This window comes from Acidovorax sp. FG60 (assembly GCF_057808995.1).
In genome coordinates this window covers 18,110-36,621 of the sequence record NZ_JBMDJC010000030.1, presented here as the reverse complement: position 1 = coordinate 36,621, position 18,512 = coordinate 18,110, and the positions used below count along the sequence as shown (strand labels likewise).

Below are 18,512 nucleotides of genomic sequence, written 5' to 3'. Positions count from 1 at the left end.
CCACCGCGCGGCATGAGCGCCGCCTCGCAACGCTGGACCGTGGCGCGCCTGGGCACGGCCCAGACGCTGGCCTGGGCCTCGTCCTACTACCTGCCCGCCATGCTGGCCGCGCCCATGGCGCGCGACCTGGGCGTGGCCACTCCCACGGTGTTCGCCGCGTTTTCCGTGGCGCTCATCGTGTCGGCGCTGCTCGGGCCTTTCGCGGGCCGGGGCATCGACCGCCATGGCGGCCGCCCGGTGCTGGTGGGCACCAATCTGTTGTTTGCCGCCAGTCTGGTCGGCATGGCGCTGGCGCAAGGCCCCGTGGGCCTGTTTGCCGCCTGGGTACTGATGGGCGTGGCCATGGGGTCAGGCCTGTACGAAGCCGCATTTGCCACGCTGGTGCGGCTGTATGGCCAGGGCGCACGCGGCGCCATCACCGGCATCACGTTGATCGCGGGGTTTGCCAGCACCGTGGGCTGGCCGCTGTCGGCCTGGATGGAGGTGCAATGGGGCTGGCGTGGCGCATGTGCAGGCTGGGCAGCACTGCATCTGCTGGTGGGGGTGCCGCTCAACGGCTGGCTGCCGCGCGCTGGCGCTGCCGAAAAAGCATACCAACCCTCGGCGGATGACCCCGCAGCGCCCACCACGGAACCGGCCGTATCCGCCCCGCCCACTCCAGCCCACCCGCTGCGCACCACCGTGCTGCTGTCCTTCGTGTTTGCGGTCACCTGGTTCACGAGCACCGCCATGGCAGCCCACCTGCCTCGCCTGCTGCAGGCCAGTGGCACATCGCTGCAGGCGGCAGTGGCCCTGGCGGCGCTGGTGGGCCCGGCACAGGTGGCGGCGCGCCTGCTGGAGTTTGGTTTTCTGCGCCGCCTGCACCCGCTGCTGTCGGCCCAGCTGGCTGCCGCCGCACACCCCGTGGGCGCGGGCCTGCTGATGGTGCTGGGCGGGCCTGCTGCCGCAGTATTTACCGTGCTGCACGGAGCAGGCAACGGGATACTGACCATTGCCAAGGGCACGCTGCCACTGGTGCTGTTTGGGCCAGCAGGCTATGGCGCCCGCCAGGGCCTGATGATGGTGCCCGCCCGCGTGGCGCAGGCGTTTGCACCGGTGCTGTTTGGCATGCTGCTGGACAGCGCCGGGGCAGCTGCCCTATGGCTCACCACACTGCTGGGCCTGGCCGCGTTGGGAGCGCTGTGGCTTCTGCGGCCCATGGCGCGGGCCTGAACGAGCTATCACTCCATCTGTCAGCCGCGCGGCACCACAAACGCCTTCCGCGCCGCGAGCGCTGCGGGGCGCGAGTGGCAGCCTTCCAGGTGGTCGTTGACCAGACCCATCGCCTGCATGAAGGCGTACACCGTGGTGGGTCCCACAAAGCTCCAGCCGCGCTTTTTCAGGTCCTTGGACATGGCAATGGAAGCCGGCGATGTGGACAGCGTGCGCGCCACTTCGCGCGTGAGCCGCTCGGGCCGGTCGGCAGCGGCCGGCTCGTAGCGCCAGGCGTAGTGCGCCAGCGATCCGAATTCGCGCTTAAGCTCCAGCACGCGGCGCGCGTTGTTGATGGTGGACTCGATCTTGCCCCGGTGGCGCACGATGGCCGCATCCTGCACCAGGCGCTCGACTTCGGCGGGGCCGAAGGCCGCGACCTGCTCGGCGTCGAAGTTCGCGAACGCGGCGCGAAAACCCTCGCGCTTGTTCAGGATGGTGAGCCAGCTCAGGCCTGACTGAAAGCCTTCCAGGCAGATCTTCTCGAACAGCCGCCGGTCGTCCGCCACGGGGAACCCCCACTCGTGGTCGTGGTAATGGCGATAGAAAGGCGTGGCCTGGCACCAGATGCAGCGTGGGCAATCGGCCTCGTCGGCAAACAGGCCGGCAGGCAGGTCAGGGGCGGATTCAGCGGTCATGCGCTGCATTCTAGAAACTGCACCGGCCACACTGCTGACACCCCTTCAAACGCCCCGCGCGATCTGCCCATAAACTGCCCGCATGCGCCAGTTTCTCCCCCATCTGCGAGCCGTGTCTCCCCTCATGATCAGCCTTGCCTTGGCGGGCTGCGCCAGCACCACTGGCCCCAGCAGCATGCTGGGCTACTACTGGCAGTCGGTGCAGGGGCACATGCAGATCATGCAGGCAGCCGAGCCCATCGACCGCTGGATCGCCCGCACCGATATCCCGCCCGCGCTGCGCGAGCGGCTGCAACTGGCGCAGCGCGCCCGCGCCTTTGCCGTGGCCGAGCTGGGCCTGCCTGACAACGCCAGCTACCGCCGCTATGCGGACCTCAAACGCCCCGCCGCCGTGTGGAACGTGGTGGCCGCGCCGCCGTACTCCCTGATGCTGCACACCTGGTGCTTCCCGGTGACGGGTTGCATTGGCTACCGGGGCTACTTTACCGAGGCTGCCGCGCAAGCCGAGGCAGCGGAGCTGGCCGCCCAGGGGCTGGAAGTGGAGGTGTATGGCGTGCCCGCGTATTCCACGTTGGGCTATATGAACTGGGCGGGCGGCGACCCGTTGCTCTCCACCTTTGTCGCCTGGCCCGAGGGCGACTTTGTGCGCCTGCTGTTCCACGAGCTGGCGCACCAGGTGGTCTATGCCAAGAACGACACCTTGTTCAACGAGTCCTTTGCCACGGCGGTGGAGCGCATCGGCGTTGCGCAGTGGCTGGCAACCCAGTCCACCCCGGAGGCCCGCAAGGCCTTTGCCACCAGCGAGGCACGGCGCAGCGCCTTCCGCGCGCTGACCCGCGCCACCCGCGCTCGGCTGGCAGCCATTTATGGACAAAAAGAGGCTCTAGCGCTGGATGATCAAGCGCTAGCAGCTATGAAAAGTGAAGCAATGGAGGCTTTCCGCACCGGTTACGCGGCCCTGCGCACGCAATGGCTGAACACATCCAGCGGGGGGGCACCCCAAGCCACCACCGCCCAGGTGGCGGGCTACGACCGCTGGGTGGCCAAGGCCAACAACGCCAGCTTTGCCGCCCAGGCTGCCTACGATGAACTGGTGCCCGCGTTCGAAGCCCTGTTCGAACGCGAGGGCCGCGACTGGCCCCGGTTTTATGATGCCGTACGGCAACTGACGCAACAGCCCCAGCCACAACGGCACGAGGCACTGCGCGCCCTTCTATCTGATACCCAACACCTCAAGGAGACACCCGGTGCCTGACATCCATATCCACCGCGACCACCACCTGGGCTTCAAGGAGGCCCGCAAGGTCGCCTTCTCCTGGGCCGAAAAGGCCGAAGAAAAATTCGACATGGAGTGCACCTACGAAGAGGGCGAGACGGAAGACCTGCTTACATTCACCCGCTCGGGCGTCAAGGGCACGCTGCTGGTGGATGCCCACCAGTTCGAGATGAAGGCGCAGCTGGGCTTTTTGTTCGGCGCGTTCAAGGACCGCATCGAGGCCGAAATTGGTGAACAGCTCGATGCCCTGCTCAACGCACCCCACCCCGGCGCCAAGAAGCCCGCTGCCGACAAGAAGAAACACGCAGCCGAGGTAGGTGCAGACAAGCCGGGCACCAAGGCGGCGGCCAAACCTGCCGCCAAAACCAAGAAGGCATAGCCACCAGGGCCGTCACCATGACATCCACCGCCACGGACTCTGCCACCCACAGCACGGCATTCGACACCCTCTCCACGCTGCTCCACACCCGCTACAGCTGCCGCGCGCTTCTGCCCGAACCCCTACCGCGCGCCACCATCGAAGCCATCCTGGTCACCGCGCAGCGCACGGCATCGTGGTGCAACGCGCAGCCCTGGCAGCTCACCATTGCCAGTGGCGCCACGCTGGAGCGCCTGCGCAGCGCACTGTCGGCCCACATGGCCACAGCGGCCCCTGCGCCCGACCTGCCCTGGCCCCGCGAATACCGGGGGGTGTACCAGGAGCGGCGGCGCGAATGTGGCTGGGGCCTGTACGAAGCGCTGGGCATTGCCAAGGGCGACCGCGAGGCCTCGGCCCGCCAGGCGGCGCAGAACTTCACGATGTTCGGCGCACCGCATGTGGCCATCGTCACCAGCGACGAGGCGCTGGGCGTCTATGGTGCGGTGGACTGCGGCGCGTATGTGAGCAACTTCATGTTGGCCGCGCACAGCCTGGGCGTGGGCTCCATCGCACAGGCTGCGCTGGCCTCCTACCCCGGCGTGCTGCGCGACGTGCTGGGCATTGGCGAGGACCGCACCATCGTCTGCGGCATCTCGTTCGGCATGGCGGACCCGGAACATCCGGCCAACCATTTCCGCACCACGCGTGCCGATCCGGCGGGCAGCGTGGTGTGGCGGGACTGACCGAGCGGATATCAGGCGGCAGCGCGCAACAAGGGGCTGCGCGTGCGCAGCACCCCGAACAGGTCCTTGGGGTCTGACAGTTCGGGAATCAGTTCCATGGGCTGGCCCATGCCCAACTCGGTGGCCGCGTCGCGCAGGAACCGCAGCGCAGAAAAGTCCTCCAGCGCAAAGCCCACGGAGTCGAACACCGTCACCGCCGCATCGCTGGCCCGGCCCGCACGCTGGCCCGCCAGCACCTCCCACAGCTCGGTCACGGCAAAGTCGGCCGGCAGTTGCTGGATGTCGCCTTCGATGCGCGTCTGCGGCGCGTATTCGACAAATACCTGCGCCTGGCGCAACACATCGGCATGCAGCTCCGTCTTGCCAGGGCAATCGCCCCCCACTGCGTTGATGTGCATGCCCGGTGCCAGCATGTCGGGCGTGAGGATGGTGGCATTGGTCTTGTCCGCCGTCACCGTGGTCACGATGTCGGCGCCGCGCACGGCCTCGGCCGTGCTGGTGCAGACCACGGTGCGCAGGCCCGTGCCTTGCAGGTTGGCCTGCAGCTTGGCGGTGGCGGCCGGGTCGGTGTCAAACAGCCGCAGGGTGTCGATGCCCAGCAGGTGGTGGAAGGCCAGCGCCTGGAACTCGCTTTGGGCGCCGTTGCCGATCAGCCCCATGGTGCGAGCGCCGGGGCGGGCCAGAGCGCGGGCGGCCACGGCCGACATGGCGGCGGTGCGCAGGGCGGTGGTGAGTGTGAGCTCACTCAACAGCAGCGGCGCCCCCGTGGCCACATCGGCCAGCACGCCAAACGCCATCACCGTGGACAAGCCCCAGCGCGTGTTCTTGGGGTGGCCGTTGACGTACTTGAACGCATAGGTCTGCTCGTCGGCAATGGGCATCAGCTCGATCACGCCGTCGCGCGAATGGCTGGCCACACGTACGGATTTGTCGAACGCGCCCCAGCGCAGAAAGTCGGACTGGATGTAGTCGGCAATGCCGCGCAAGCAGGCCTCGACGCCTTTGCGCTGCACCAACTCGATGACATCGGGCGCACTGAGGTAGAGGGTGGAAAAGTGGTTCTTGGAAGGCATGGTGCTTGTCTCCGGGTGGGATACAAGCAGTGTCCCGGAGCAACGCAGCAATGGGAATTGCCCAAACTGCCGCATGTTGCGGGGCGGTTTGCCGGTATGGCAGAACAAATTGCCACTTTGCACAATCGTCGGCCCCGCGCCATGGGGGCATGGGGGCGCTATCCTCCCGCATCCGGCACATTCCACGCACGTCCGACAACATTCCGCACCATGACGCAACCCCAAGTCCTCATCAGCGAAGTCGGCCCGCGCGATGGCCTGCAGTCCGTCAAAGCCACCATGCCCACGGCCGACAAGTTGCGCTGGATCGACGCCCTGGTGGCCGCCGGGCTGCGCGAGATTGAAGTGGGCTCGTTCGTGCCTGCCCGCCTGCTGCCCCAGATGGCCGATGTGGCCGAGGTGGTGCGCCACGCGCTGACCCACCCTGGCATCACTGTGATGGCGCTGGCCCCCAACCTGCGTGGCGCCGAGGCGGCCCTCGCGGCAGGTGTGCACAAGGTCACGCTGCCGGTGTCGGCCAGCGCCGCCCATTCGCTGGCCAATGTGCGCAAGACGCGCGAGGCCATGGTCGAGGAAGTGCGCGCCGTGGCCCACCTGCGCGACGCGCAGGCCCCCGGCATGCTGGTGGAGGTGGGGTTGTCCACCGCCTTTGGTTGCACCCTGCAGGGCGAGGTGCCCGAGGACGACGTGATCTGGCTCGCGAGCCTGTGCGCAGAGGCCGGGGCCGACGAGGTGGGCCTGTCGGACACCACCGGCATGGCCAACCCGGCCCAGGTGCGCCGCCTCTTCACGCGCCTGCGCGCCGAGCTGGGCGCCAAGGCCGGTGCGGCCCACATGCACAACACCCGCGGCCTGGGCCTGGCCAATTGCCTGGCGGCCTACGACGTGGGGGTGCGAACCTTTGATGCGTCGCTGGGCGGCCTGGGCGGCTGCCCCTATGCGCCGGGCGCGTCGGGCAACGTGGTGACGGAAGACCTGGTGTTCATGTTCGAAGCCATGGGCATTGACACGGGGGTAGACCTGGAGCGCCTGATGGCCGCACGCGCGCCGCTGCAGGCTGGGCTGCCAGGAGAGCCGGTCTACGGCATGACGCCGGAAGCGGGACTGCCCAAGGGGTGGGTCCGGCGTTAGGCACCTTTGCCCCCAAAGCAAAAGGCGACCGAAGTCGCCTTTTGCTTTGGGTACCGCCGTATCAGCTCAGCGAGGTGATCAGGTCCACATACTGCTGCTTGGCCTCGTCGGCACCCGTGCCCTTGAGCTTTTCCCAGGCGTCCCACTTGGCACGGCCCACCATGTCGGAGAAGCTGGGCTTCTTCTCGGTGTTGTCGCCGGCGGTGGCTTGCTTGTACAGCGCGTAGATCTTGAGCAGCGTGGCGTTGTCGGGACGCTCGCTCAGGTTCTTGGAATTGGCCACGGCGGCTTCGAAGGTGGCGTTGAGGTCGGCCATGTCGGTGTGCTCCTTGAGATCTTTGGGGGGAGGGAAAGAACGGTGTCGGCAAGGGTTTGCTGCGTTGTATCTTACGGGCTGAGCACAGTCTGGGACCGCTCAATCCATAGAGGCAAGTCCCCAAAAATCAAACAACAGGTGTACATCCGATGGTGACCCGCATTCCAGCCCCCAGCAAAGCCACTCCGGGCAAAGGCTCCAGCCCCCTGCGCACGATGCGCAACCAGGCCCCCGAGGTGGCGCGCAAGGCCGCCCAGGCCCTGCCCCCCGCAGCCCGCAAGGCAGCCACCGTGGTGCAGAAGAACGTGCGCCGCGCTGCCACCGGCATGCTGGGCCTGTCGGGCGAACGCATGACCAAGGTCGACACCGCCTGGCTGCGCATGGATTCGCACAGCAACCTGATGATGATCAACGGCGTGTGGACCTTGTCGCCCGGCATCACCTGGGACGCCCTTTGCGACCGCGTGCAGCAGCGCCTGCTGCAGTACCCGCGCTTTCGCCAGCGCGTGGTGGAAGACGCGGCGGGCGCCACCTGGGTGGAGGACCGCAACTTCGACATCGCCGCGCATGTGCTGCGCGAGAAGCTGCCCCACCGACAAGGCCACAGCATGCAGCGCGCCCTGCAAGACCGTGTGGGTGAACTCGCCATGCAGCCGCTCGATACCCGGCGGCCGCTGTGGCAAATGCACCTGATCGAAGATTTTGTGGGTGACGACGGCCAGCCCGGCAGCGCGCTCATCGTGCGCATCCACCACTGCATTGCGGACGGCATTGCGCTGATCTCGGTGACCATGTCCATCGTGGACGGCGGCTCCGAACCGCCCAAGCGCACCCGCAAGGAGCGCGAGCAGGCCGCCACGGCCGAGGACTGGATTGCGGACGCGCTCATCAAGCCCTTTACCGACATGACGGTGAAGGCGCTGGATCTGGCCGGTGACGGCGCAGCCAAGTCGTTCAAGATGCTGAGCGACCCCGAGAAGACCATGCACCATGGGCTGGCTGGCACCATGGACATGGCACGCGTGGCCTACCAGCTGGTGAGCGATGCCGCTGCCCTGGCGCTGATGCCCGACGACTCACCCACGCGCCTGAAGGGCCAGCCTGGCAGCGCCAAACGTGTGGCCTGGTGCCCGCCCATCCCGCTGGAAGAGGTCAAGGCCATCGGCAAGGCGCTCAACTGCTCCATCAACGATGTGCTGCTGTCGTGCGTGGCGGGCGCCATCGGCGGCTACCTGCGCAGCCAGGGCGACGACCCCACGGGGCAGGAGATCCGCGCCATGATCCCGGTCAACCTGCGCCCCATGGAAGAGGCGTGGAAGCTGGGCAACCGCTTTGGGCTAGTGCCGCTGGTGCTGCCGATTGGCGTGGCCAACCCCGTCGAGCGCGTGTACGAGGTGCGCAAGCGCATGAACGCGCTCAAGGGCAGCACCCAGCCCATCCTGGCCTTTGCGATGCTGGCCGTGGCGGGGCTGATGATCAAGCCCGCGCAGGACGCGCTGCTCAATCTGTTCGGCCGCAAGACCACGGCGGTGATGACCAACGTGCCCGGGCCCAAGGAGCAGCTGACACTGTGCGGCTCACGCGTCACCCAGTGCATGTTCTGGGTGCCGCAGTCGGGCGACATCGGCCTCGGTGTCTCCATCCTGAGCTACGGTGGCGGTGTGCAGTTTGGCGTGATCACCGACACCACGCTCTGCCCCGAGCCACAGCAGATCATCGACGCGTTTGCGCCCGAGTTTGACCAGCTGTCGCTGCTCACGCTGATGCTGCCCTGGGGCGAGTGAACCGGGGAGCCTCGGTGGTGCTGAGGGCGCGCTTGGTGGACCTTGCCGGGGTGCTGGTGGCCCTGGTCTGCGCGGGCGCCGCCCATGCCGCCGTCACGGAAGAATATATCCAGCAGCCCTACCCCGTGCGCGCCCTGCCCGGCGAGACCCTGCGGAAAGCGCTGAACGCCGCCACGCCCATCACCGTCGACGGCCAGCGCTTTCACGGCTACACCCGCTGGAACGTGCGCTGGACCTTTCGCTGGTGGCGCGAGGCATCGGGCCGCTGCGCCATCACCGAGGTGACCACCCGGCTGCGCACCGAAGTGCAATTGCCCGAATTGCGCAGTGGCACGCCCGCCCAGCAGGCGGTTTTCGACCGGTACCTGCGCGCCTTGTCGCACCACGAAGAGGGCCATGTGCAGTTCGGGCGCGATGCGGCGCAAGCGATTGACCAAGGCATTGCCGCCCTGCCTGCCGCGCCGGACTGCGCCACGCTGGAGCGCCAGGCCAACGCGCTGGGCCACCGCCTGCTGCGCGAACACGCGGAGCGCGAGAAGCAGTACGACCGCGACACGCGGCACGGCGCATCGCAAGGCGCCAGGCTGGAGTGAAAGGCCGGGTCCATCAACAAGCGTACAGGCTTGTGCGCTATCCCCGCACCGCGCTGCGAAAGGCCGCCGACAACGCTGCCAGCGCATCGCGCGGGCGACCTTCCTGGTTGCGTGTGTGCAGCAGCACCGGCAGACGCGGCAGCTCAGGCAGCCCCAGGCGGGCACCCACATCCACTGCCCCCAGCGGCAGCATGCGCGGCGCCAGTGCCGCCACGCCCAGCCCGGCCATCACGGCCGCCGCCACGGCCGCAACGCCTCCACCCACAAACACCTCGGCCCAGGCGATGCCCGCAGTGTCCAGCGCCTGCCCCGCCATCGCCCGCACACCGCAGGGCTCGGCCAGCGTGGCCAGGGGCAAAGGCTCGCCCGCACGGTGCTGCCAGCCGGGGGCGGCGAACCACCCGAAGGGCTCCTCGGCCAGCAGCTCGCCATCGCTGCGGCCCACGTGCATGCGGGCCAGCACGGCATCCAGCTCACGCCGATCGTAGCTTTGGAGCAGGTCGCCCGACGAGCCGATGCGGATCTCGATGAGCAGCTGCGGGTCTTGCTGGTTCATGCGGGCGATCAGCGCGGGCAGCTCCGGCCCGGCCACATGGTCGCTGATGCCGATGGTCAGGCGCTGGCGGGCCTGAGCGAACGTGGCCAGCGCCCGGTCGTGCGCGGCCAGCAATTCACGCGCATGCTCCAGAAAGGCCGCGCCCCGGGCCGACAGCTGCACGTGGCGCGGCGTGCGCTCGATGAGGCGGCAGCCCAGCCGGTCCTCCAGCCGCTTGAGCTTCATGCTCATCGCGGCCTGCGCCGTGCCCATGGCCTCAGCTGCGCGCGTGAAGCTACCCAGCTCGGCAATGCGCACAAAGGCTTCGACGGCATCCAGATCCAGGGATCGCTCAACCATTTGAATTTGATATTTCTGAAATAGATATCCATAGCATATTCATATGGATAGGATTTCGCCAGCATCTTGTTCAGAAAGGATCTTGCGATGCCCCTCATCCACATTGCCATGCGCGCCGGCAAGCCTGCGGCCTACCGGCAGGCGATCTTTGACACGCTGTACCGCGCCTTGCGCGAGACCTTCAACGTGCCCGAGGACGACCAGTTCATGACCATCACCGAGCACGACGCCGCCAACTTCCGCTACAGCCCCACGTACCTGGGCGTGGCCCGCAGCGACGACGTGGTGTTCATCCAGATCACCGCCAACAACACGCGCGGCCTGGAGCAGAAGAAGGCGCTGTTTGCGCGCATCGCGCAGCTGCTGGGCGAGAGCCCGGGCCTGCGGCCCGAGGACGTGTTCATCAACATCGTCGAGGTGGCCAAGGAGAACTGGTCCTTCGGCCACGGCCTGGCGCAGTACGCGTGAGGTGATGCGCAGCTCCGGGCAGGCAGGCTATGCGGCCAGGCCCGCCAGCAGGCGCTCCACGCTGCCCAGCACCGCCTTCACCGGCTCGCCCATCTGCACACGCACGATGGCGCCCTCCACCACCAGCGTCACGGCCTGCGCGTCGCGCGCCCGCTGTGCGCCAGGCGGCAGCAGGGTGGCCAGAAGGTCCGTCATCTCCCGCTTGTGGCGCTGTGCAATCTCCATCACCTCCGGCACCGTGCTGCCCAGCTCGCCCACGCTGTTGATGAAGGCGCAGCCCCGGAAGTCATCGCGTCCAAACCATTCGGCCAGCGTGGCCACCACCGCATTCAGGCCGGATGCACCACCACGCTTTGCACCCCCATGGCGCTCCAGGGCCGCAGAAAACCATGCGATCCAGCCCGCATGGCGGTATTCAAGGTAGGCGCAGATGAGATCGTTTTTGCTGGGGAAATGCCGGTAGAACGTGACCTTGGTGACGCCCGACTCGGCGATCACTCGGTCGATGCCCGTGGCACGGATACCGTCGCGGTAAAACAGCGCGTGCGCAGTCTGGAGCAGGCGGTCGCGGGCAGGCAGGTCTTTCCAGTCAGAAGGCGGCAGGGGAATCATGTGGGCATTGTAGACAAGTCTGTCTACATTTCGCTATGATGCGATGTAGACAGACTTGTCTACCAATTCCTCTTGACCCACAACCCCAAGGTGCTGCCCATGGAAACCCGTCCGCCTCTTCCCCCCTTCTCCCTGCAAACCGCCATCCAGAAAGTGCGCCTGGCCGAAGACGGCTGGAACTCGCGCGACCCGGCGCGCGTGGCCTTGGCCTACACCGAGGACACCCGCTGGCGCAACCGGGCTGAGTTTCCCGTGGGCCGCGAGGCCGCCCGGCAGCTGCTGGAGCGCAAGTGGGCGCGCGAGCTGGACTACCGCCTCATCAAAGAGCTCTGGGCGTTCAGCGGCCACCGCATCGCCGTGCGGTTCGCCTACGAATGGCATGACGACGCGGGCCAGTGGTACCGCAGCTATGGCAACGAGAACTGGGAGTTCAACGATGCGGGCCTGATGGCTGTGCGCCACGCGAGCATCAACGACCGGCCCATCAACGCGGCGGACCGGCTGTTCTTTTGGCCGCTCGGGCGTCGGCCGGACGACCATGCGGGGCTGAGCGATCTGGGACTGTGAGCCCCAGACCGTGGGCTGCGCGCAGGACACCCGCAGCGCAGCCCGCCATCCGCCCCCTGCACCATCAGGTTACCGAGCAGGTAAAGCTCTCCGCCTTGCTCACGTCACCCGTGCCGTTGTAGCGCGGGAACTTGGGGTACTCGCACACCGGGCGCTGGGCCACTGGCGTGGTGGTGCCGGGTGCGAACTTGGTGGCCACCAGCTTGTCGGGCGCCGTGCCTTTTTCCACCCAGGCGTCCATGGCGGCCAGCAGGTCGATGGAGCGGGGCTCGGTGCCCGCGCCGTCCAGGTCATGCCCGTTGGAGGGCGAGGTGACCATGCGCGCAAAGCTCTGCACCTTGCTGGCGCCCAGGCGCTGCTTCACCGTGTCGAGGTACTCCACCGTGCGGTACATCGACACGCAGGTGTCGCCCGCGCCGTACCAGATCAGCAGCTTGCCGCCGTTGTCGGCAAAGGCAGCAATGTCCGGGTCGGTGCCGTCGATCATCTCGGCCAGGCGGCTGTACTGCGCCTGGTACTGCGTGGGGTCGTGGCTCAGGATGTTGGCGTTGGGGTTGCCCTCCACCAGGCGCGCAGCCGCCGTCACGGCCATGTGGTTGAACGAATCGGGGGCATCGAAGCTGGTGCCGAACATGTACGACTGCCAATCGGACGTGGACGCGCCGCCCCGGCCAAAGCGCGGGTAGCCCACTGCGCCGCGCGACAGGGTCACGGGCGTCTTGTGGTCGCTGTAGATGAGGCGGATGGACTCGATCTGACCGGCCGTGAGGCAGCTGTCGCTGTCCGCGCCCTGGCACAGCAGCTCGGTGGGCACGTAGTTGCAGGCCTCGACGTTGCCGATGATGCCGTCCTTCAGACCGTCCAGCCCGTCGCACGCGGCCGTCTCGGCCTTGGCGTAGAGCGCGATCTTGGCGGGGCTCATCCAGTTCTCGCGGCTCTTGAAGATGTGGCGCAGCACCGTGGGGCCGAGGTTGACCTGGTGCGCCTGCTGGGCGATGGCGGGCTCCATGGCCACCACGCCGTCGTAGTCCTTGGGGTACTTCTGCGTGGAGATCAGACCTGAGCGCCCGCCGTTGGAATGGCCCATGTGGTAGCGCCGCACGGGACGCTTGCCGTAGAACTCGGTGGCGATGGCGGTGCCCACCTCCAGCACAAAATGGTTGGCGTCGAACGCATGGTTGCGCAGCGCCACATCGCTCTTGCCCCAGGCAAAACCCTGGATCTGGTGGCCGGAGTCGGAGCTGATCTTCACATACGGATTGGCCGATGGGCCCACCAGCTGCTGGTACCACGGATCGTCGGTGGGGATAAATCCGTCGAAGCCGCCACCGCCGATGGTCAGCGTCTTGCTGTTCCATTGCGCCAGCGTGGGCAGTTCCACCGCCCAGTTGATGGTGGAGTCGGGCGAGGACACGATCTGCCCGCGCACGATGCACACGTCGGGCAACGTGCCCTCGGCCTTGCGCAGCTCGGTGCGCGTGAGCTTGGCGCCATGGGGCAAGGTGGTTGACGTGTAGGCAGCGCAAGCTTCTGCCAGAGGCTTGCTGGCCAGGGGCGCAGGGGCATCGCTGCCACCGCCGCAGGCCGTCAGCGCCAGGGTGGCTGCGGCGCCCAGGCCGCTCAGCGCACGCGCGGGCCATCGGCCCAAGGGTGCCGCGAGTGCGATGCGACGGGGTTGCGCCACGGCGGCGCGGGTGGGGTTCGGGAACATGCGGAAAGTCTCCTGTGGTGTGTTTTTCTCAGGAGCCCAGCTTGCGGCGGCAGCGCCACCGCAAGCCCTGGGACTCCGGTGCGGACGATAGAAAAAGAAGCTGCCGCTGCGGCCTCTGCAAATGCAGAGGGAGCGGGAAACTACCGAGCCCGCACAGCAGCGGGCCACCGCCCTACGCGTTGCGCAGCGCCGCCACCAGTTCCAGCTTGTTGCGCACACCCAGCGCTGCGTAGGCAGTGCGCAGGTAAGTTCGCACCGTGGCGGGCGTGAGGCCCAGCGTGGCCGCAATGTCTTTGTGCGACTGCCCCTCGGCGTAGAGCATGGCCACGCTCAGCTCGCGCGGGGCCAGCGCCTGCTTGTGCTGGCGCGATGCGATGCTGAGCGCCACCAGCGGGCCGCACCGCTCCAGCCGCAGGCGGCAGGCCTTGCCCAGCGCCAGGTTGCAGGGCGCGCCGGGCAGCGCCTGCACCACGGCCGGTGGCAGGCGGGTGCCCGCCCATTCGGGGTAGGCCGCGCGCAAGGCCTGGCTGATGCGTAAGCCCGCAAACAGCAGCTCGCCCGTGGGCTGGGCCAGCGCAAAGCTGTCCCACGGGCGGAGTGGCGAATCGCTTTGCAACCGCTGCAGCCGGTGGTGCCAGTGCTGCAGCAGGTGCAGCACAAACTCGCCAAACAGCACGGTTTCGGCATCGGTGAATTCGCTGCGTGTGGGCGTCCGGTAGACCGAGACAAAAAACAGCAGTCCGCTGTGCGGCAGCTCAGCCGTGAGGGCCATGCAGTGGTACAGGCCGTGCCGCTCTGCGAAGGCCATCACCTGCGGGTCTTCAGGTGGCGCGCCGACCAGGTCGCGCTCGCGGATCACCTCGCCCAGGTGGCGCATGGAATGCTTCGCAAAATCGTCCGCAGCGGACAAGGCGTTCCACTCGTCGGCAAAACCCCGGGCCAGGCCGATGCTGCCGTGCAGCCAGTTGCGCGGCGCGGCCTGCACCTCCTGCGCGCCGCCCCCTGCGCCAGACTCGCCTGCCGACACCTCGCCCCACCACGCCGAATCAAAAGGCACCAGCCCGCGCAGCGTCTGCAGCGCCTGGTGCAGCAGGTCCTGCGGCGGCGCGTGCTGGGCCTGTTCAGCCAGCTGGAGCAGGCTGCGGCTGAGCGCGCGCAGTGGATCGGCTTGCTGCGCTTGCGCTGCCACGTGTGCCACGCTGGGCGGCCTCATGGGCCAGCGTGTTCTGCTGCGTGCGGGATGGGGAGTGTGCGGGGGCGTGGCGCCATGGGGTCTCCTGGTTTTTGGGAACGATGGTAGCCGCCATGCGCCAGCGGCTCCCTCGTAAAAACCAGGCCCCACGGAGCTGAAATACTATATTTCTTATAGCTACTTGCGCTTACTGGATAAGCGCCAGGTGCATTTTTTACCAAATATTCAAGAAACCAGCCCCTCCACCGCCTGGAACATCGACTGCCGCGCCTGGCTGATGATCTGCCCCTTCCAGGCATCGGTGTCGGTGTAGAAGGCCGCCAGCATTTGTGCCTTGATCTGGGCGGCCTTGTCGGCGGGCGTGTCGGGGTGCAGGTGGAGCCACTGCTCGGCACGGATGGCGTTCATCACGTCGAGGACGGGCACCGTGCCGTACTCCATGGCGATGCCGGTGTACTCGGCATGCGGGCATTCGTCGTAGATCGAGGTCCACATCAGGCCGGTGAGGAAGGCCGAGGTGGACGAGCCGTCATAAATGGACGTGACCGGCGTGGCGCCGCCGCCGTCCCACCAGGCGCGCGCGCGGGCCACGGCCACATCGTCGTCATTGCCCGCATAGATGCGCTCGCCATGGCCGCTGGGGCCCAGGCCGGTGTGCAGGTCGATCCAGGCAATGTGCGACGCACCCGCGCCGTGCTGGCGCAGCACCTGGCGCAGCGTGCGGTTGCTCCACGTGGGCTCGGTGCCGCCAAAGAAGACCCCTTGCGGAAACTCATGCTGGCCTTGCGAGATGGCGGCCTGCCATGCCGCTTCGCCCTTGGTGGCGATGTACTGCTCCACGGCGGCCACGTTGTCGGGGCCAGGTGGCCACTGCTCGGGCAGCAGCAGGGGCTGCACCTCTCGGTAGGCAGTGTTCACGGGCAAGGGCCTTGAAAAGTTCTGGAAGTTGCGGTTCAGGTCCACGTTTTCGTGGGTGAAGCGGCGCACGTGCGAAAAGCCATACGGGTTGAGCGCATGGATATAGAGCGTGGCCACACCGGCGTCGCGCGCCTTCGCACGCCACTCGGCGTCGTGCAGTGCAAACACCTGCACGCCGCTGCCGCAATAGCCTTCGACGCCATGGCAGGCACTGCTCACGATGAGCAGCTTCTTGGCATCGGCCGGGCCGTCGCGCACCACGTCCATGGCCAGGTCTTCACCATCGCGGCCCTTCAGGGGGTGGGCATGTGACTCGATGGGCAGGCCTGCAGTGGCGGCCGCCTCCAGAAACTTTGTGCGCGCCTTTGCGTAACTGGGCGAAAACGCGTCAACGAGACCGATCATGGACAGGGACTTTCAGACGGGGGTGGAAACAAAACACCCCGGCGCGCGCGATGGGCGCCAGGGCGGGCATGGCTCGGATCTGTTCGTCAGGCGGCGTCAGCGGGCTGGGCCAGCCACTCCTCGGCCAGCTTGACCCAGTAGGTGGCGCCCAGCGGGATCAGGTCGTCGTTGAAGTCATAGCTCGGGTTGTGCAGCATGCAAGGCCCGCCGCCGTGGCCCATCTCGCGGTGCGCGCCGTCGCCGTTGGCGATAAAGCAGTACGCACCGGGCTTGGCCTGCAGCATGTAGGCGAAGTCTTCGGCGCCCATGGTGGGCTCCTGGGGCAGCACACGCTCCTCCCCCACGATGCCCGCCATCACCTTGCGGGCAAATTCGGCCTCGGCGGGCGAGTTGATGGTGGGCGGGTAGTTGCGCACAAACTCGAACTCGCAGGTGGCGTCGTGTGCGGCGCAGGTGTGCTCGGCAATCTGGCGCATGCGCTTTTCGATCAGGTCCAGCACTTCCACGGTGAAGGTGCGCACCGTGCCCTGCAGTTCGACGCTGTCGGGCACCACATTGGTGGCCTCGCCCGCATGGATCATGGTGACCGAGATCACGCCCGCGTCCACCGGCTTCTTGTTGCGGCTGATGATGGTCTGGAAGGTCTGTACCATGCCGCAGGCGATCGGCACCGGGTCGATGCCTGTGTGCGGCAGGGCCGCATGGCCGCCTTTGCCGCGCAGGGTGATCTTGAATTCGCTGGTCGATGCCATGACCGGGCCGGGGCTGACGGCAAAAGTGCCCACCGGCATGCCGGGCCAGTTGTGCATGCCGTACACGGCCTCCATGGGGAACTGCTCGAACAGGCCGTCTTCGATCATCACGCGGGCGCCGCCGCCGCCTTCTTCGGCGGGCTGGAAGATCAGGTACACAGTGCCGTCAAAGTTGCGGTGCTTGGCAAAGTGCTGGGCCGCCGCCAGCAGCATGGCCACGTGGCCGTCGTGGCCGCAGGCGTGCATCTTGCCCTGGTGTTTGCTGGCGTGGGCGAAGGTGTTGAACTCCTGCATGGGCAGGGCGTCCATGTCGGCGCGCAGGCCAATCGCCCGGCCACAGGCGCCACCGTCGCGCCCCTTGACGATGCCCACCACGCCCGTCTTGCCCAGCCCCCGGTGGATGGGAATGCCCCATTCGGTGAGCTTTTGGGCCACCACGTCGGCGGTGCGCACCTCTTCAAAGCACAGCTCGGGGTGGGCGTGAATGTCCCGGCGCACCGCTGCAATACTGGCCGCCTGGGTGACGATGGAGTCAATAACGTTCATGATATGTGTCCTTACGATCTCACAGTCTAGCCCGCTGGCCGTCCCTTGCGCCACCCCGGGTTTATTTGCACTGCAACATGACACTCTCCCCCCACGCCCTCGAACTCGCGCAAACCCTGGTGCGCATGAACACCGTCAGCCACCACTCCAACCTGGAGCTGATCCATTTCATCCGCGACCACCTGGCCAAGCTGGGCGTGAATAGCCGATTGACCTACAACGACGACAAGACCAAGGCCAACCTGTTCGCCACGCTGGGCGAGGGCAAACCCGCTGGCGTGATCCTCTCGGGCCACACCGACACGGTGCCGTGGGACGGGCAGGACTGGACCATGGACCCACTGAGCGCTCTGGTCAAGGACGGCAATCTGTACGGGCGTGGCAGTGCCGACATGAAGGCCTTCATTGGCATTGCGGTCTCGCACGCCGAGCAATTCCTGAACAGCGACGCGCCCTTCGCCATCCACCTGGCCTTCAGTTATGAGGAAGAGATCGGCTGCTTTGGCGTAAAAGAGCTCATCGCCGACCTGCGCGATGTCAACATCAAGCCCCTGGCCTGCATCGTGGGCGAGCCCACCAGCATGGTGCCCGCCATCGCACACAAGGGCGTGTACCGCTACAAGTGCTGCGTGCGCGGCAAGGAGGCGCATTCGTCTCTCACACCCCATTCGGTCAACGCCATCGAGATGGCAGCCCGCGTGGTGGGCCGGGTGCGCGACATGGCGGAAGACTTTGAAAAGAACGAGCCCCGCTTCGAGGGCTTTGACGTGCCGTTTTCGACGAGCAGCGTGGGCCAGTTCCACGGCGGCATTGCCGACAACGTGGTGCCGCGCGACGCCGAGTTCCGCTACGAATTCCGCGACCTGCCCACGGCCAACGCGGCGCAGATGCAGGCCGAGGTGGTGGCCTACGCCCAGTCGCTGGAGCCTGCGATGAAGAAGGTGGCGCCCACAGCGGGCTTCGCGTTCGAGACCATCTGCGAGATCCCGAGCTTCCTGGGCAGCAAGGACGACCCGGTGACGCGCCTGGCGCAGGAGCTGAGCGGCGAAAAAAGCACCACGCTGGTGGCCTTCGGCACCGAAGCGGGCCTGTTCAAGAACGCGGGCATCTCCACCGTGGTGTGTGGCCCCGGCAGCATCCAGCAGGCCCACCAGCCCGACGAATACGTGAGCCTGGAGCAGCTGGCGCGCTGCGAGGCCTTCATGCAAGGACTGGTGCGCACACGCACACTGGGCTGATCGCCTTGCAGATAGATGCCGCAGAGCGCTCCGCCGGGGCCTGCG

The 18,512-nt window shown here is 67.1% G+C and carries 19 protein-coding genes; 10 read left to right on the top strand and 9 right to left on the bottom strand.

Features of this window, described 5'->3' with window-relative positions; all coding sequences use genetic code 11:
• Nucleotides 1-12 precede the first annotated feature (12 nt).
• Nucleotides 13-1,212, top strand: a complete 1,200-nt coding sequence (locus ACODS0_RS26170) for an MFS transporter (protein ID WP_488838118.1) — start codon at nt 13-15, stop codon at nt 1,210-1,212.
• A 20-nt stretch (nt 1,213-1,232) separates the two neighbouring features.
• Here ACODS0_RS26170 and ACODS0_RS26165 read toward each other — a convergent pair whose 3' ends face one another.
• The gene (locus tag ACODS0_RS26165) at nt 1,233-1,898 is read right to left on the bottom strand and encodes a DNA-3-methyladenine glycosylase I (protein ID WP_121422093.1); all 666 of its coding nucleotides are present in this window, start codon (nt 1,896-1,898) and stop codon (nt 1,233-1,235) included.
• A gap of 73 nt (nt 1,899-1,971) precedes the next feature.
• On the opposite strand from ACODS0_RS26165, the gene ACODS0_RS26160 reads away from it, so the two are divergent.
• The 3 genes from ACODS0_RS26160 to ACODS0_RS26150 are packed head-to-tail and all read left to right on the top strand — an operon-like array spanning nt 1,972 to nt 4,266.
• Entirely contained in the window at nt 1,972-3,144 is a 1,173-nt protein-coding gene (locus tag ACODS0_RS26160; protein ID WP_488838116.1) for an aminopeptidase, read from the top strand.
• Nucleotides 3,137-3,544, top strand: coding sequence for a polyhydroxyalkanoic acid system family protein (locus ACODS0_RS26155; protein WP_487261753.1), 408 nt, complete (start codon nt 3,137-3,139; stop codon nt 3,542-3,544). Before ACODS0_RS26160 ends, ACODS0_RS26155 begins: the two co-directional genes overlap by 8 nt.
• 17 nt (nt 3,545-3,561) lie before the next feature.
• The gene (locus ACODS0_RS26150) at nt 3,562-4,266 is read left to right on the top strand and encodes a nitroreductase (protein ID WP_488838114.1); all 705 of its coding nucleotides are present in this window, start codon (nt 3,562-3,564) and stop codon (nt 4,264-4,266) included.
• An 11-nt stretch (nt 4,267-4,277) separates the two neighbouring features.
• Here ACODS0_RS26150 and ocd read toward each other — a convergent pair whose 3' ends face one another.
• Nucleotides 4,278-5,339 carry an ornithine cyclodeaminase gene (gene ocd, locus ACODS0_RS26145; RefSeq protein ID WP_488838112.1) on the bottom strand — a complete coding sequence of 354 codons (1,062 nt, stop codon included), beginning with the start codon at nt 5,337-5,339 and terminating at the stop codon, nt 4,278-4,280.
• A gap of 210 nt (nt 5,340-5,549) precedes the next feature.
• Between ocd and ACODS0_RS26140 the strand changes: the two genes are divergently transcribed.
• Nucleotides 5,550-6,470 (top strand): hydroxymethylglutaryl-CoA lyase, encoded by a 921-nt coding sequence (locus ACODS0_RS26140; protein ID WP_487261749.1) that lies wholly within the window; start codon nt 5,550-5,552, stop codon nt 6,468-6,470.
• 61 nt (nt 6,471-6,531) lie between these two features.
• Here ACODS0_RS26140 and ACODS0_RS26135 read toward each other — a convergent pair whose 3' ends face one another.
• Nucleotides 6,532-6,786, bottom strand: a complete 255-nt coding sequence (locus tag ACODS0_RS26135) for an acyl-CoA-binding protein (protein ID WP_055397012.1) — start codon at nt 6,784-6,786, stop codon at nt 6,532-6,534.
• Between the two features lie 149 nt (nt 6,787-6,935).
• Here ACODS0_RS26135 and ACODS0_RS26130 point away from each other — a divergent pair, with 149 nt between their 5' ends.
• Nucleotides 6,936-8,570, top strand: a complete 1,635-nt coding sequence (locus ACODS0_RS26130) for a wax ester/triacylglycerol synthase family O-acyltransferase (RefSeq protein WP_488838109.1) — start codon at nt 6,936-6,938, stop codon at nt 8,568-8,570.
• Nucleotides 8,567-9,163, top strand: coding sequence for a DUF922 domain-containing Zn-dependent protease (locus ACODS0_RS26125; protein WP_488838108.1), 597 nt, complete (start codon nt 8,567-8,569; stop codon nt 9,161-9,163). The genes ACODS0_RS26130 and ACODS0_RS26125 overlap by 4 nt, the downstream gene beginning before the upstream one ends.
• Before the next feature lie 37 nt (nt 9,164-9,200).
• On the opposite strand, the gene ACODS0_RS26120 is transcribed toward ACODS0_RS26125, so the two are convergent.
• Nucleotides 9,201-10,058 (bottom strand): LysR family transcriptional regulator, encoded by an 858-nt coding sequence (locus tag ACODS0_RS26120; RefSeq protein WP_488838106.1) that lies wholly within the window; start codon nt 10,056-10,058, stop codon nt 9,201-9,203.
• Between the two features lie 87 nt (nt 10,059-10,145).
• Here ACODS0_RS26120 and ACODS0_RS26115 point away from each other — a divergent pair, with 87 nt between their 5' ends.
• A complete protein-coding gene (locus ACODS0_RS26115; RefSeq protein WP_488838104.1) occupies nt 10,146-10,526 on the top strand; it encodes a tautomerase family protein in 381 nt (126 codons plus the stop codon).
• 27 nt (nt 10,527-10,553) lie between these two features.
• On the opposite strand, the gene ACODS0_RS26110 is transcribed toward ACODS0_RS26115, so the two are convergent.
• On the bottom strand, nt 10,554-11,138 hold the full coding sequence (locus ACODS0_RS26110; RefSeq protein WP_488838102.1) for a TetR/AcrR family transcriptional regulator: 585 nt from the start codon (nt 11,136-11,138) through the stop codon (nt 10,554-10,556).
• 99 nt (nt 11,139-11,237) lie between these two features.
• Here ACODS0_RS26110 and ACODS0_RS26105 point away from each other — a divergent pair, with 99 nt between their 5' ends.
• Nucleotides 11,238-11,705: a nuclear transport factor 2 family protein gene (locus ACODS0_RS26105; protein ID WP_121423017.1), complete on the top strand. Its 468-nt coding sequence runs from the start codon at nt 11,238-11,240 to the stop codon at nt 11,703-11,705.
• Nucleotides 11,706-11,769: 64 nt separating this feature from the next.
• On the opposite strand, the gene ACODS0_RS26100 is transcribed toward ACODS0_RS26105, so the two are convergent.
• The 4 genes from ACODS0_RS26100 to ACODS0_RS26085 form a co-directional block, all read right to left on the bottom strand.
• Nucleotides 11,770-13,416 carry a tannase/feruloyl esterase family alpha/beta hydrolase gene (locus tag ACODS0_RS26100; protein ID WP_488838100.1) on the bottom strand — a complete coding sequence of 549 codons (1,647 nt, stop codon included), beginning with the start codon at nt 13,414-13,416 and terminating at the stop codon, nt 11,770-11,772.
• Nucleotides 13,417-13,588: 172 nt separating this feature from the next.
• Entirely contained in the window at nt 13,589-14,614 is a 1,026-nt protein-coding gene (locus ACODS0_RS26095) for a helix-turn-helix transcriptional regulator (RefSeq protein ID WP_488838098.1), read from the bottom strand.
• 219 nt (nt 14,615-14,833) lie between these two features.
• On the bottom strand, nt 14,834-15,931 hold the full coding sequence (locus ACODS0_RS26090) for a M14 family metallopeptidase (protein WP_488838097.1): 1,098 nt from the start codon (nt 15,929-15,931) through the stop codon (nt 14,834-14,836).
• Between the two features lie 86 nt (nt 15,932-16,017).
• Nucleotides 16,018-17,229: a M20 aminoacylase family protein gene (locus ACODS0_RS26085; protein ID WP_488838095.1), complete on the bottom strand. Its 1,212-nt coding sequence runs from the start codon at nt 17,227-17,229 to the stop codon at nt 16,018-16,020.
• A gap of 77 nt (nt 17,230-17,306) precedes the next feature.
• Between ACODS0_RS26085 and argE the strand changes: the two genes are divergently transcribed.
• On the top strand, nt 17,307-18,467 hold the full coding sequence (argE, locus tag ACODS0_RS26080) for an acetylornithine deacetylase (RefSeq protein WP_488838093.1): 1,161 nt from the start codon (nt 17,307-17,309) through the stop codon (nt 18,465-18,467).
• Nucleotides 18,468-18,512 lie beyond the last annotated feature (45 nt).